The sequence below is a fragment of the Sphaerisporangium krabiense genome (assembly GCF_014200435.1).
GTDB lineage: Bacteria > Actinomycetota > Actinomycetes > Streptosporangiales > Streptosporangiaceae > Sphaerisporangium > Sphaerisporangium krabiense.
In genome coordinates, this window is the sequence record NZ_JACHBR010000001.1 from 3541076 (window position 1) to 3554442 (window position 13367).

A 13367-nucleotide genomic window follows, 5' to 3' on the forward strand; every position below is an offset into this window, starting at 1 on the left:
GTCCAGATGAGGATGGCGGCGAGGTGCGGCGCTGCCTGGTAGGTCGTGGCCTGCCGGGAAGGTTGTGGGTGGGTTCCACGACCTCGGCCGACAGCGCCCTTCTGAGTGATCGTCAGCGCGGGTCGCGGCCGAGGTAGCGGAGCAGTTCGTCGACGACCGGGGTGGCGGAGGGGCCGTCGGCGGCCTCGGCCTCGACCACGGGAGCGTAGGCGCCCCACTGGCGCAGGGGTTCGACGATTCCCCGCGCGGCGGCGAGAAGGTGGCCTGCGAGTTCGTCGTCGAGCGGGGACGGCTGGCCCGTGGCGATCGCGATGTCCCATGCGTGGACGCCGGCGTCGAGCGCGCACATGACCGCGGCGACCGGAGTGGGCAGGTCGCCGTGCGGCAGCGGCGTCGGAACGGTCTCGGTGTCGTCGGACACCGCCGCCCACGCCAGGGTGGTCCGCTCGAGGGCGTCCTTCACCAGCTCCGCCGCGGTGCCGTCGATGGCTCCTGAAGGCGAGAAGGGATCGTAGGCCGGACCGTTTCCGACGCCGAGCATCTTCGCGTAGGCGAGCTGGTCGGCTGCGGCGTGCTGGATCACCTGGGTGACCGTCCATTCCGAGCACGGGGTGGCGTTGTCTTCCTGGCCGTCCCGCACACCGGCGACGCTGTTCTCCAGCGCCCGGTACGAGGCGGCCAGCACCTCACGCCAGACCGGCTGCAGGGCGGTGACGGTGGCGCTGTCGGTGGTGTTCATGATCTCGCCTTTCGATCTCTTCCTTGCCTGTGACACCAACCTAAGGGCCCATTAGGCTACTTTCATTCCTAATAGGTCTCCGGGATGAGAATTCGATGGCTCCGACGACGACCCGAGTGCTGCGCCTGCTGTCCCTGCTGCAGGATCGGTCACACACCGGCCGCGAACTCGCCGAGCGCCTCGGCGTCACCGAACGCACACTGCGGAAAGACATCCAGCGGCTCCGCGAACTCGGCTATCCGGTGCACGCCACGCGCGGCGCGGTGGGCGGGTACCGGATCGGACAGGGCGCGAACATGCCCCCGCTGCTGCTCGACGACGACGAGGCGGTGGCCGTGGCGCTGGCCGTCGGCCTGGCGGAGGACGGTTCCACCGGGATCGCGGACATCGACGCCAGCCTCACCCGAGCGCTCGCCAAGCTCCAGCAGATCCTCCCGAAACGCCTGCAACGCAAGGTGACGGCCCTGCGGTCGGCCACCGCGGTCGGGCCCGCCACCGTCGGCTCCCGCGAGCCGGACGCCCCGGTGCCCGCCGCCACCCTCACCGTCGTCGCGGGCGCGATCCGCGACGGCGCGACCCTGTCGGTGACCCGCGCCGACATCGAGACCGAGGTGGAGCCGTACCGCCTGATCAGCTGGCGCCGCCGCTGGTTCCTGGTCGCCTACGACCTCGGCGCGCACGCCTGGCGGGCGCTGCCCGTCGCCGACCTGACCCGCGTCCGGTCCGCGTCCCGCCGCTTCGCTGCCCGCTCCCTGCCCGACGACGACCTCGTCGCCTTCGTCCTCCGCGAAGTCGCCCAGACCGGCTGGAAGGTCCACGCCCGCGTCACCGTGCTCGCCCCCGCCGAGACCGTGATCGCCCGCATCAACCCCGCCGTCGGCGTCGTCGAGGCCGTCGACTCCCACACCAGCGTCCTCGTCACCGGTGCCGACGCCCTGGAGACCATCGCCATCTACCTCAGCATGCTGATGATGGACTTCCGCGTCGACGGCCCGCCCGAACTGGTCGCCCACATCCGCACCCTCGCCCGCCGCTACACCCAAGCCCTCGACGACCAGGTGAACTGACCGCGGGCCGTCGGGGTCCGCGATCGCCGCCACCTCCTGCCGCGCTACAGCCTCATTCCCCTTTTTGGATCCGAGAGGGTCAGGAGCCGGCGATGACGGCGACCGCTATGCGTCCGCCGTCCACGTCGACGACGGTCCCGTGGACGAACTCCGCCTCGTCGGAGGCCAGGTAGAGGGCGGCGGAGGCGATCGCGTCCGGGTGGCCGGCTCGACCGGCCGGGGTGCCGACCATCAGGGCCTCGCCGGGATACTCCGCCTCCGGCGCGAGGTCGGGCGTGCGGATGACCCCGGGAGACACCGCGTTCACCCGGATGCCCATGGACGCGAACTCCGAGTCCCATGCCCGCGTCAGGGTCTCCAGCGCTCCCTTGGTCGAACTGTAGAGAGCCCCGACCGGGATGCCCATCCGCGCCACCCAGCTCCCCAGGTTGACGATCGTCCCGCCGCCGCTCGCCGCCATCGCGGGCACCACGGCCTGGGTGAGGAAGAACGGCGCCTTGACGTTGACCGCGTAGACCCGGTCGAAGGTCTCGTCGTCGGTCGTCAACGTGGTGGCCGCCGGGAAGATGCCGGCGTTGTTCACGAGGATGTCGATACGGCCGCCGAGCGCGGCGAGCGCGGCGTCGGCGAGCGCCTTGCTCGCCTGCGGGGTGCCGTCGAGGTCGGCGCGCACGAAGTCGGCCCGGCCGCCGCCGGCGCGGATTCCGGCCACGACCGCTTCGCCCTTGGCCGCGTCGCGTCCGGAGACGATCACGTGCGCGCCTTCCGCCGCGAAGAGACGGGCCACTGAACGCCCGATGTTGCTGGTCGAGCCGGTGATGAGGGCGGTCTTGCCGTCCAGTCGCTTGGTCATGGCAGCGAACGTACGACGCCGATTTTGGACTCGCAAGTCCAAAAAATGCGGGCAGGTCTAGGGTGCTTCAGGACTGGGCGCGCTCCGGGTGGCGTGGCGCTGCCGCCACTGCTCCATGGCGTGCCGGTGGGCATCGCTCACGATCAGAAGGAACTCGGCGGAGGACTCGAAGCGGGCGCCCGCCGGGGTCGCGACCCCGAGGATCTCGGCGCCGCGCTGCGAGGCGACCACCAGGGCGTCGTTCATCCGCAGAGCCGCGTGCAGCGAGCGGAGCCAGATCTCGTCGTCGATGACGTAGCGCTCGCGCCGCGCGCCGGGAGTCCGCTCCCGTCTGAGCATTCCCTGCTGTTCGAGGAAGGCGACGGCGTGTGAGATCGACGCGGGGCTGACGCGAAGCCGCTGGACCAGGTCGGTGGCGGTGAGAGCGCCGGAGTCGGTGGTGTACAGGCAGGCCAGCACCCTGGCCTCCATCCGGGGCAGGCCCTGCTGCACGAGGAGGGCGGTGAAGGACTCCGTGAAGTCCTGCACCGCTCGCGGGTCGCGCCCGTGGGCGCTGTCGGAGACCGGTGCGGCCGGTGGCCGGGCCTGCTTGTGCCGGCGCGCACGATGCCGTGTGGCCTCGTGCGCCTGGTCCGCGCGGTAGTCGTCGGGTCCGCCGTTGCGGGTGACCTCCCGCATGACGGTCGAGGCGGGCCGGCCCAGCCGCCGGCCGATCTCCGCGTATCCGAGCCCGTCCGCCAGCCCCGCGGCGATGTGCTGACGGTCCTCATCGGTGAGCCTGCCTCCGGGCATCGGTGCTCGTCTCCTGTCGGTCGTACTGGGCGGAGCTCGGCGTCCGCGCACCCGCTGCACAGTATGCATTCAGTCGGAGCCCATTGCAAAGCAATCTGATCGTCCATTGCATTCAGCGTCACTTTCATTGCAAAGCAGTGCCGCGGCATCCGGCATGAACAGGAGCGGGGAGTCCTCATTGCGTGTTGACTGTTTTATGAATGCAATGTAGCGTCGCATGCGTTCAGAGATTCCCGAACGGTGATGGATGCCACGGGCGCCAAGCCGGGACGGCTCTCACGTGATCGGACGCCCTGAGCGAGGAGATTCATGATGGGACGAGGCGACGGCGGCTTCTCCGAAGCAGGGCTGCGCAGGATGCGCGACGTGCTGGCACGGCATGTCGACTCCGGGAAGATCCCAGGGCTCGTCGCCCTGGTCGGCCGGGGCGAGGAGACGCACGTCGAGGCGATCGGCACGATGTGTCATGACGGCGGCGCGCCGATGCGCCCGGACACGATCTTCCGGATGGCGTCCACGTCCAAGCCGGTCACGATGGCGGCGGCGATGGTCCTCCTCGACGAGTGCAGGCTGCGGCTGGACGACCTGGTGGAGCCGTGGCTGCCGGAACTCGCCGACCGGCGGGTGCTGAAGCGGATCGACGGGCCGCTGGACGACACCGTGCCGGCGCGGCGGCCGATCACCGTGCGGGACGTGCTGACCTCCACGTTCGGGCTCGGCATGGACATGACGTCGCTGGGCACTCCGATCATGGGGGCGATCTTCGAGCGGGGGCTCACGCCCCAGGGGCCGGAGCCGATGCCCGAGCCCGACGAGTGGATGCGCCGCCTCGGCACGCTTCCGTTGATGCACCAGCCCGGGGAGCGCTGGCAGTACCACATCGGCAACGATCTGCTCGGCGTGCTCGTCGCCCGGGTCACGGGCCGGTCGTTCGAGACGTTCCTGCGGGAACGCGTCTTCGAACCGCTGGGGATGAAGGACACCGGCTTCCACGTGCCCGCCGACAAGATCGACCGGCTGCCGCCCCTCTACGCCCCCGACCCGCGGACCGGAGAGTTCCACGTGTGGGACCCGGCCGAAGGGGGACGCCACAGCGAGCCTCCGGCGTTCCAGGGCGGCGGGGGCGGGCTGGTCTCCACCGCCGATGACTACCACGCCTACTTCCGGATGCTGCTTGATCGCGGGACGCACGGCAGCGAGCGGATCCTGTCCAGGCCCGCCGTCGAGCTTATGACCACCAACCGCCTCACGGCCGAGCAGCAGGCCGCGCGCACCGCCATGGCCACCGACAACGTCCATGTGTCGTTCGGCCAAGGACAGCACGGCGGCTGGGGCTTCGGGATGGCGGTGCGCACCTACCGCGGCGACTACGCGCCCATCGGTCAGTTCGGCTGGGACGGCGGAAGCGGCACCTCGACCTACGCCGACCCGCAGAACCAGGTCATCGGGATCCTGCTCACCCAGGTCGGGCTGTCCACGCCGGACGCGGCGCGGGTCATGCACGACTTCTGGACCACGCTCTACCAGGCGATCGACGACTGACACCGAGCCCGCGCCCCGATAGACCGCCCTCCGGCGGCCGGGCCATCGAGGTTCCGCAAGGCTCTTCCCTCCACCATCCGTCCGTTCATCTGACGTTCAGAACACCTATGAAGGAGAACACGACCATGTCCATCACCCTTACCGACCGGGACAAGCTCACCCTGCGGACCGCCGCCTACGGCGCCGTCTCGCTGCTGGCGGCCGCCGGCGCCGGCGGCTCGCCCCACAAGGTGGCCACCGCGGGCTCCATCGCCCTGGCCTCCGCGACCGGCCCGGTCGGGCACGTGCTCGCCGAGAAGTCGACGGGCGTGAACCTGAACGGCAAGACCGTGGCCGAACTCGCCGACCACGTACTGCCGGCCCTGACCGCGGCCGTGAACCTGCTAAAGAAGCAGGACCCGGCCGAGGCGGACAACTTCCGCCACACCGTCCTCGTGGCCGTCGACGCGGCCACCCAGGCCCACCGCGGCGAGCCCAGCCCCACCATGGCCGACATGACCCGCAAGATCACCGCAGCCCTCGACGCCGTGTGACGGGGAGGTGAAGGTCGCGGCCGTGCCGGCCTCGCACGGCGTGGGGCCGGAATGGGTCGTAAGCTGCGGAACATGGCGTTCACGGCCAAGGGGCTCGCGACCCGTCAACGCATCATCGAAGGCGCCGCCGCGCATCTGCGCAGCGACGACCCGGGCGACGTCACGCTCGACGACGTACGCGCGACCACCGGCACGAGCAAGAGCCAGCTCTTCCACTACTTCCCCGGAGGGAAGGAAGAGCTCCTCCTGGAGGTGGCTCGCTTCGAGTCCGGCCGGGTACTGGAGGACCAGCAACCGCACCTCAGCGCCCTCGACTCGTGGGACTCCTGGGAGCAGTGGCGCGAGGCGGTCATCGCCCGCTACCGCGCCCAGGGGACCCGGTGCCCCCTCGCATCGCTGATGAACCAGGTCGGCAGCGTCCCCGGGGCCTCGGAGGTGGTCACGACGCTGCTCCGGCAGTGGCAGGAGTACCTCCAGCGGGGCATCACCACCATGCAGGAACACGGCGAGGTGACCCCGAACCTCGACGCCCACCGCACGGCCGCGGCCTTCATCGCCGGCATCCAGGGCGGCGTGAGCGTACTCCGCTCGACCGGCGACACCTCCCACCTGGAAGCCATCCTCGACCTCCTCCTAACCCACCTCCGCACCAAAGGCATCAAAACCCCCACCCCCGCCTGACCCCACCCCCACACCGACCTTCACCCGCGCGAAAGAGAAGAAAATCTCCGGCTGAGGTCGCGTGAGCCCACCTGTACCGCGCCGCCGTGGTCGCTCACCGCGATCCCACCCAGAAAACGGGCGGCCTTCGGCGACAGCAATAACACGCCCGCCTGAGGTAGAATGTATCGGCGGCGGCGAGCCCACGTGGGGCCCAGCCGCCCACGCCGTACTACGACGCCTCCTCGCAACGGCCCATCGCTGATCGATCGCCCCGCCACACGTTTGCAATCTCGATCAGCGGTATCGGGCACCACATACCAGTCTTGCTTGTGAATCCAGTCGGCGGTGATATCGGGGCTTATCGTCCTGCAGCGGGTTCGCCTCGGGGGGGATACAGGGGTTCCAGCCGGTCGGCGTGGACGGTGTGGATGAAAGGGCCGTCCATGTGGGAGGCCGCGAAGATGGCTCCCTGGTTGATGACGAAGCGCTGGGCGTAGTCGGTGGAAGTCAGGTCGCCACGGGTGATGACGAAACAGCGAGCCTGGTGTTCGATGACGGCTTGGATCTCGGCACGCCGGTACCGAATGCGTTTGTCCTTCATCAGCACGGCCCAGCCGAGCTTGGCAGTGTCTTCGATCCAGCGGGTGTCTTCGACCTGCTCGTCGGCGGGGACGCCGTAGTGTTCCGCCAGAGTGATCAATTCCCATCCGGCGGCGCGGAGCAGTCGGGGGACGGCCACGCGGCCGAGGCTGCGGTCGATGAAGAACTTACGCGGCTGTTCGAGTGGCGACACGGAGGGCGTCCTCGACCTCTTCTCTGCTGAGCCCATATTCCTCGGCCACGGCGTCCACAGGTTCGCCCGCCTGGAACAGGTCGATGACGTCTTCGAGTTTGGCGCCGCCATGGGCGAATCGGGGGCGGCCGAAGGCGTGGGCGGCGTCGACGGTTACAGTGGCCGTCCGATACTGAGGCAGGGTGATGACCTGGGCGTAACCGTCGGGGGCGAAGTCAACCAGGCGTAGGTAACTGGCGACGACCTCGGAGAACACTCGCTGGTTGTTGCGGACGACGACCAGCTCACGGGTGGACTCGTCGCCGGCGTGCTCGGCGTAGTCGTACAGGACCTCCGCGCCGTCGGTGAACAGGCGCCTGCTGGCCAGGGCGTGTGCGAGTCCGAGTTCGCGTTGAAGGGCGTCGATCGCGGGTCTGATGCGCTGCAGGGGCACCCCTGCTTGCCGGAAGGCGGCCAACGCATACCCCTCGGCCAAACCGATGAACGGTACTGCGGCCTCGTTCGGCCTGCCGGGTCGTGCGGCGGTGATCACGGGTTTGCCATGAATTGTGCGTCCGTCGCGTTGGCGGCGCTGGTAGCCGAAGGCCCATGTGGAGAACGTGGATGAGGGCACGGCGAGGTAGCCCGCCGCTTCGGCGATGCCGTACAGCGGTGTCGTGAACCGATCGATCGCCATGGTCACCCCCTGAGTCGTCATCGTCTCAGATAACGCTGCCGGACTGGGGGCGTATGGACGCTACATGCCCAGACTCGCAGCGGCAGGCCGAGGGGCCACTGCGCGCGCTCTGAGGGGAAGTGCGTTTGTGAGCGGTGTCGCGGATGGGTTGGTCGCAGCCGGCATGTCTGACGATGACGCCACCGAGCAGGTGCTGGCGGGTTCTACCGACGAATCCCCGCACGTGCCGACGACCAGATCACCGGCTCCGGCTGCCTGACAGGTGTGCCAGCAGCATGTTCAGTGGGCGCGGGACGTGGTGGGGGTCCAGTGCCGCGACGAGGAGGGCGGAGTAGCGGATCTTGCGGCCGCTGCCCGAGCCCATGAACCGGCGTAGCTGGTCGTGGGTGGTGCCTTCGCGCCAAGCGGGTTGCTTCTGGAGTGTGCGGAATGAGCCCAGCTCGCCCTCGGCGTCCAGGACGCGCTCGACCGTGGCGGTGCCGAGGGCGCGGATCAGCTCGTCTTCGAGGTCGGCGTCGCAGACGAAGAAACCGAGCGCCTCCAGATCGCTTCGGCTGAGATCGGAGCCGAAGCCGGCGCGCTCCAGCACCCTCCGGAAGTGGCTTTCCTCTCTGACGTCGCACAGACCGGCCAGCCTGAGATCGCGACCGGCGGGGCCGTATCTGCCGATGTACGTCCCGATGTTCGTGGCGCCGCCCATCGCCACGAGGGAGACGCCTTCGTCCGCCAGGTTCCGGCCACGACGTTCGGCCAGCGCTTCGATGGCCGACTTGTCACTGACTCCCTCGACCAAGACCACGGTGTGCGCGTCCCTCACCAACCCAGCCTCGCACTGGACAGGGATAGGTTCATCCCCTTTTTCGCGGCGGAGATCATCAGCCGCAGATCGCGATCTCCGGCTGTCGTACCGGGTCGGGAGAGGTGGCGGCGGTGGCCATGCCTGACGGGTGAACCCGGCGCGAGCCACTGTAACCGACGGCGCGCATAACGCATCCGCCGTTGTCTGCGACGTAGGTATCTTCATGCGGACTGGAAACTATTTGAGGTTGGATAGATGGAACGATTGTCGTCGGAGAGAGGTTTATCGTGCGTGGAATAACCGGGATTTCGGCTTGCCTCGTGTCATTCCTGATGGGCTCCCTGGTTCTGGCCGCTTGCGACGGCGGCTCGCCGGTGGCCGGAACGACGCCCACCAGACCGGCGTCATCGGCAAGCGCCGCGCCGGCCTTGTCGGCGTCCACCTTGCTGATTGATCCTCACGTGTACCGCGATCGTGAGGTCAGGGTGGGGGTCGGGTTCGCGGGCCGCTTGAGTGTCTCGCCCTTGGGTTGCGTCGCGATAGGGGAGTCTGTGGTCGTGGCTCCTAAGAGGTCCGCCCTTTTGTCCGGTGGCACTCGTGTCAGGCTTGCCGGTGTCGGCACCTTCGCGATCGGCGAATCAATCGATACGGGCGGATGGTTTATAAAGCATCCCAAGGCCGGTGACGATCGCTTGCCTGACAATTTCGCGTCGTGCGGCAAGGGCTCCTTCATCGTCATCGAGCCTTAGGGCGAGGTGCCGTTCGTCGGCCGGAGGCCGCGAGCTTCTCGGGTGGGATCGCGGTGAGCGAGCACGAAGGCGCGGCACGGGTGGGTCGACACAACCCCGGCCGGAACACTTCTTCTCTTCCCGGCGAAACCTACCCCGGCCGGAGTCGTGACGCGCAGGGTCGGGGAGATGGGGTCATGGGGCCTCGGGGTCGAGGAAGGCGAGGATGTCTCGGTCGCCGCGGTCTCTGAGGCGGGTGAGGACGTCTTCGCGGGAGGCGCCTTCGGGGAGGCCGATGCGGGCGCCGATGAGGCGGAGGGCCTCGGCTTCCGAGGCGACGGGGGCGGTGTAGCCGATGAGGTGGAGGGCCATGTTGATGGGGGGGAGGCCGGGGGCGGCCTGGGGGAGGAAGCGGGTGAGGAGTTCGCCGCCGTCGGAGACGGTGAGGAAGATGGAGTCGCCCTCGCCGGCGTTGTAGTCGGCCAGTACGGCGCGGATCGAGCCCATCGTCGGCTGGTTGTGCCAGCTGATGACCACGTCGCCCGAGGGGGTGGAGGTGGTGAGCTGGCCGCCGGGGGCCATGCCGAGGTGCGCGGCGAAGCCGGTGGGCAGGGGGGAGCCCGAGCCGCGCAGGTGTTCGGCGTTGACGTCCACGCGGTGCCACCAGCGGCCGTCCCTGCTGCGGAACGAGCGGCGGGTCATCGACACGTCGCGGCGCGGGTGGTACGGCTCGGCCTGCTCGGGGGCGGCGACGCGGATCCATCCGCGCTGGGTGCGCTCGAAGCCGGGGCCGCCCGCGTAGGCGCGCACGGAGCTCTCGCTGACCTCGTACCGCGCGGTCAGGTTGGCGACGACGCTGTTCACCGACGCCTCGCCGCCCGCGCGCTCGATCTCGCGCACGATCATCTCGCGGATGCCGATGTACTCCTCGCCGCCCCAGCGGGTCAGCCCGTACCGGTTCCTGTCGACGCGCAGGAACCGGTCGTCGGCGGTGAGCTGGTTGCGGATGCCGACCAGGCTGTAGTCCTCGCCGATGCGGCTCTGGATCTCCTCGGGGCTGAGCGGGGCCTCGGCGACGGCCAGCACGGCCTCGGCCTTCTCGTTGACGCTGCGCGGCCACGGCACCACGTGACCTTCGAGGACGCGGAGCTGCGGCACCGAGGCGAGCCACGCCTCCGCGACGTCCTCGCGCACGCCGAGCTGGGCGACCATCGTGACGGCCTCGGGCAGCTTGACGGGGCCGTCGGTGAAGAGCTGGCGGGTCTTCTCCTTGAGCTCGTCGGCGCCGCCCGCGACCAGCCACCCGTCCACCTGTTCGTGGCCGGTGAGCAGGCTGCGGATGAACCGCCAGGCGGGCACGCCGAGCGTGGTCAGGTCCGCGCGGTGCCAGGGGGCGGCGGCGGCCAGGTCCTCGGCGGGGACGGCGGAGCCGAGCCTGCCGCGCACCCAGGCCAGGTGGGCGGTCAGCGGGGCGGCCTCCGGCGTGGCGAGCCGGGCCTGGACGTGGTCGCGCAGGTCCCGCTCGATCTGCCGGATGCGCTCGCGGGTCACGGAGAACCGCTGCGCGAGCTCGTCCAGCGTGGCGCGGCGCTCGGCGTACACGCGGTCTCTGGCGATGGCGCGCTGGCGGTCGTCGAGCGCGGCGAAGATCTCGTCGATCAGCTCGATGATGGGCCGCTCGCCGGCGCCCGCGCCGGACTCCGAGGGGGTCTCGGAGGCCAGCAGGCGCTCCAGGACGCCGGTGAACAGGGTGCGCGCGAAGTCCTTGTCGTCGGGTGTCCGCAGGCCGGCCGCGGGGTCGGTCATGCGGACGAGGGGCAGGATGTCGCCGAGCGGCAGGTGCCCCCAGCAGGCCGTGGCGAGGTCGGCGAGCCTGGCCGCCACCTGGGAGGTCCCGAGGATGAGGCAGGCCCGGTCGATCGGGAGCGCCTGCCACCACGCCTCTGGGAGGCGTGGGTCGCTCGCGATCGGCTCAACCTGTCCGGGGGCGGTCCAGCGCAGGGGAGGCACGAGGTCGCTAAGGCTCAAATTCATGGGGGTCCAACCGGCATATGGCTTGGGAGTGGGACGAGACGGAGTCCTATCCGCGGTTCAGGTTATTGGGTCATGGTGGCAGAAAGGGACTGGCCCGGCCTGAATAAGACAGGTAAAGCCTCTCGGCGGCCCGCATGCAGGCCATGTACAGCAGCCCGCGTTCGCGCTGCAGGTCGTGGGCGCGGGCCGTGGGGTCCTCGTCCGCCGGGGTGAGCGTCTCGGGGGCCGGGACGACGCCCTCGGCGACGCCGATGAGGGCGACCCTCCGGAACTCCAGCCCCTTCAGCCCGTGCAGCGTGCTCACCCGGACGCTGATCCCGGCCTGCCCGAGCGCGGTCCTGGCGCCGCGGACGTACTCGCTGGTCCGCGCCCCGACGGCGATCTCCTCGGCGGGCACGCCCTCGGCGAGCCACGCGCGGACGTGGGTGACCAGGCCGGTCAGCTCGGCCTCGCGCGAGGCGTACTCGCGGACGGCCGGGCGGGCGCCCGGGTGGATCGACCGGAAGCCCACCAGGTCGACGACGCCGTCCACGAGGCCGTCGGCCGCGTTGCCGCCGCGCAGCCGGACGCCCCAGGCCAGGATCTCGTGCGACAGGCGGTGCGAGATGGTCAGGTGGTGGGTCTCGACCTTGATGCCCAGCGCGCTGAGCGCCACGCGGGTGTCGAACACCCGCTGGTGGGGGTCGCCGACGATGAACAGGTCGTTGGCCGCGGGCGGCACGGCGGCGCGCAGCAGCCGCCACTGCGCCGGGTGCAGGTCCTGCGCCTCGTCCACCACGATGTGGCGGTACGGCTCGCGCCGGGGCCCGTCGTCGCCGAGCAGGTCGCCGGTCGTCCTGCCGAGCAGCGTGGACGCCTGCGCGGCGAGCTGGAGCAGCGTGCGCCTGCCCGTGGCGCGCAGTCGCTCGGTGACGTGCTCGATGGCCTTCCACACGGCGGTGCGCTGCTCCTCGTCCAGGCCCACGCTGCGCCCGGGACGGTCGGCGACCAGGTACTCCTGCACGGTGCACAGGTTCTGCGCGAGGATCACCTGCTCCCACTCGCGCAGCAGGAAGGCCGGGCCGTGCGGGTCGCCGGCTATCTCCGACGCCTCCTGCCACAGCGTGGCGAGGTCGGAGCGGCCGGCCAGCAGCGGGGGCCGTCCCTCGGCCTCGGCGACGACGCGGTGGGCCAGCCGGTCCACGTTGCCGACCTCGATGCGCGCGCGCACCTCCGCGTCGTCCACCAGCAGGTCGAGCTTGGCGGCGGCGTCGTCGGCGACCTTCTGCGAGAAGGTCAGGAACAGCACGCGCCCGGCGCCCGCGTGGGCGAGGTGACCGGCGCGGTGCAGGGCCACCAGGGTCTTGCCGGTGCCCGCGCCGCCGGTGACGAGCACCGGGCCCTGGTAGAGGTCCTGGTGGGCCAGGCGGTGCTGGGTGGGGTACAGGAACGTGCACCAGTGCGGGGCGCCGAGGACGCGGTCCAGCGTGCCGGGGTCGGGGATGAAGACGGCACGGTCGGGCGTGCGCTCCAGGGCGGACACCAGGTCGGTGACGTCCACGGACGGCGCGGGCACGGCCACGCGCGTGTCCAGCGCCCGCCAGGCGTCGGCGATCGAGCCGCCCTGGCCGAGGACGGCCAGGGGGGCGTACTGGCTCTCCGGGAGCAGCGGCTCCAGGGCGTCGAGGGCGACGTCCGTCGTGATCAGCCGGAGCAGCGGGATCAGGTCGGCGTCCACGCCGAGGCCGAGCAGGTCGGTGTCGCAGACGTGCGCGAACAACCGCCACTCGCTGTTCCCGGCCGCGCGGCGCAGCGCGGGCTCGACGCGGTCCAGGGCGTCGGCGTCCCAGATCTCCGCCACGCCGATCGCCGAGTTGACCGAGAACCGGTGCCGCTGGGCGAACGACCAGGCGTCGGCGTCGGGCAGCACGGCGAGCATCCAGTACACGTCGCGCTGGCGGACCACCACCCCGCGGTGCCGGTCGGCCAGCCGGAGCGTCGCCACGCGGGCGTCGCGGGTGTTGCGCACCCGTTCGGGGTGCGGGGCGGAGGTGGTGTTGAGCAGGAAGCGGCGCAGGGCGACGACGGCGTCCCGGCGCAGGAGCCGGTCCAGGGCGTCGAGATCCCGGGGGACCTCGGGAGCGATCGCCAGCCGGGGCACCACGGCTC

General features: G+C 70.5%; 13 protein-coding genes. 5 read left to right on the forward strand and 8 right to left on the reverse strand.

Annotation, left to right across the window (positions count from 1 at the left end; translation table 11 throughout):
• Positions 1-112: 112 nt before the first annotated feature.
• The gene (locus BJ981_RS15815) at positions 113-739 is read right to left on the reverse strand and encodes a TIGR03086 family metal-binding protein (protein ID WP_184612115.1); all 627 of its coding nucleotides are present in this window, start codon (positions 737-739) and stop codon (positions 113-115) included.
• Positions 740-834: 95 nt separating this feature from the next.
• Here BJ981_RS15815 and BJ981_RS15820 point away from each other — a divergent pair, with 95 nt between their 5' ends.
• The gene (locus tag BJ981_RS15820) at positions 835-1806 is read left to right on the forward strand and encodes a helix-turn-helix transcriptional regulator (RefSeq protein ID WP_184612117.1); all 972 of its coding nucleotides are present in this window, start codon (positions 835-837) and stop codon (positions 1804-1806) included.
• Between the two features lie 79 nt (positions 1807-1885).
• On the opposite strand, the gene BJ981_RS15825 is transcribed toward BJ981_RS15820, so the two are convergent.
• Both BJ981_RS15825 and BJ981_RS15830 read right to left on the reverse strand, forming a co-directional pair.
• On the reverse strand, positions 1886-2659 hold the full coding sequence (locus BJ981_RS15825; protein ID WP_184612119.1) for an SDR family NAD(P)-dependent oxidoreductase: 774 nt from the start codon (positions 2657-2659) through the stop codon (positions 1886-1888).
• 57 nt (positions 2660-2716) lie between these two features.
• Positions 2717-3451 (reverse strand): GbsR/MarR family transcriptional regulator, encoded by a 735-nt coding sequence (locus BJ981_RS15830; protein ID WP_184612121.1) that lies wholly within the window; start codon positions 3449-3451, stop codon positions 2717-2719.
• Positions 3452-3763: 312 nt separating this feature from the next.
• Between BJ981_RS15830 and BJ981_RS15835 the strand changes: the two genes are divergently transcribed.
• From BJ981_RS15835 to BJ981_RS15845, 3 genes are all read left to right on the forward strand, one after another.
• Positions 3764-4993: a serine hydrolase domain-containing protein gene (locus tag BJ981_RS15835; protein ID WP_184616145.1), complete on the forward strand. Its 1230-nt coding sequence runs from the start codon at positions 3764-3766 to the stop codon at positions 4991-4993.
• Between the two features lie 125 nt (positions 4994-5118).
• Entirely contained in the window at positions 5119-5526 is a 408-nt protein-coding gene (locus tag BJ981_RS15840) for a hypothetical protein (RefSeq protein ID WP_184612123.1), read from the forward strand.
• Positions 5527-5598: 72 nt separating this feature from the next.
• Entirely contained in the window at positions 5599-6207 is a 609-nt protein-coding gene (locus BJ981_RS15845; protein WP_184612124.1) for a TetR/AcrR family transcriptional regulator, read from the forward strand.
• A 340-nt stretch (positions 6208-6547) separates the two neighbouring features.
• Here the strand turns inward: BJ981_RS15845 and BJ981_RS15850 are convergent, their stop codons facing one another.
• From BJ981_RS15850 to BJ981_RS15860, 3 genes are all read right to left on the reverse strand, one after another.
• The gene (locus tag BJ981_RS15850; RefSeq protein ID WP_184612126.1) at positions 6548-6982 is read right to left on the reverse strand and encodes a PIN-like domain-containing protein; all 435 of its coding nucleotides are present in this window, start codon (positions 6980-6982) and stop codon (positions 6548-6550) included.
• Positions 6957-7658 carry a DUF433 domain-containing protein gene (locus BJ981_RS15855; protein ID WP_184612127.1) on the reverse strand — a complete coding sequence of 234 codons (702 nt, stop codon included), beginning with the start codon at positions 7656-7658 and terminating at the stop codon, positions 6957-6959. Before BJ981_RS15855 ends, BJ981_RS15850 begins: the two co-directional genes overlap by 26 nt.
• Positions 7659-7896: 238 nt before the next feature.
• Positions 7897-8475 (reverse strand): TOPRIM nucleotidyl transferase/hydrolase domain-containing protein, encoded by a 579-nt coding sequence (locus BJ981_RS15860; protein ID WP_184612128.1) that lies wholly within the window; start codon positions 8473-8475, stop codon positions 7897-7899.
• 302 nt (positions 8476-8777) lie between these two features.
• On the opposite strand from BJ981_RS15860, the gene BJ981_RS15865 reads away from it, so the two are divergent.
• The gene (locus tag BJ981_RS15865) at positions 8778-9206 is read left to right on the forward strand and encodes a hypothetical protein (protein WP_184612129.1); all 429 of its coding nucleotides are present in this window, start codon (positions 8778-8780) and stop codon (positions 9204-9206) included.
• A gap of 174 nt (positions 9207-9380) precedes the next feature.
• Here BJ981_RS15865 and BJ981_RS15870 read toward each other — a convergent pair whose 3' ends face one another.
• Positions 9381-11219 (reverse strand): sigma factor-like helix-turn-helix DNA-binding protein, encoded by a 1839-nt coding sequence (locus BJ981_RS15870; RefSeq protein WP_184612130.1) that lies wholly within the window; start codon positions 11217-11219, stop codon positions 9381-9383.
• Between the two features lie 70 nt (positions 11220-11289).
• On the reverse strand, positions 11290-13359 hold the full coding sequence (locus BJ981_RS15875; protein ID WP_184612131.1) for a UvrD-helicase domain-containing protein: 2070 nt from the start codon (positions 13357-13359) through the stop codon (positions 11290-11292).
• Positions 13360-13367: the final 8 nt, after the last annotated feature.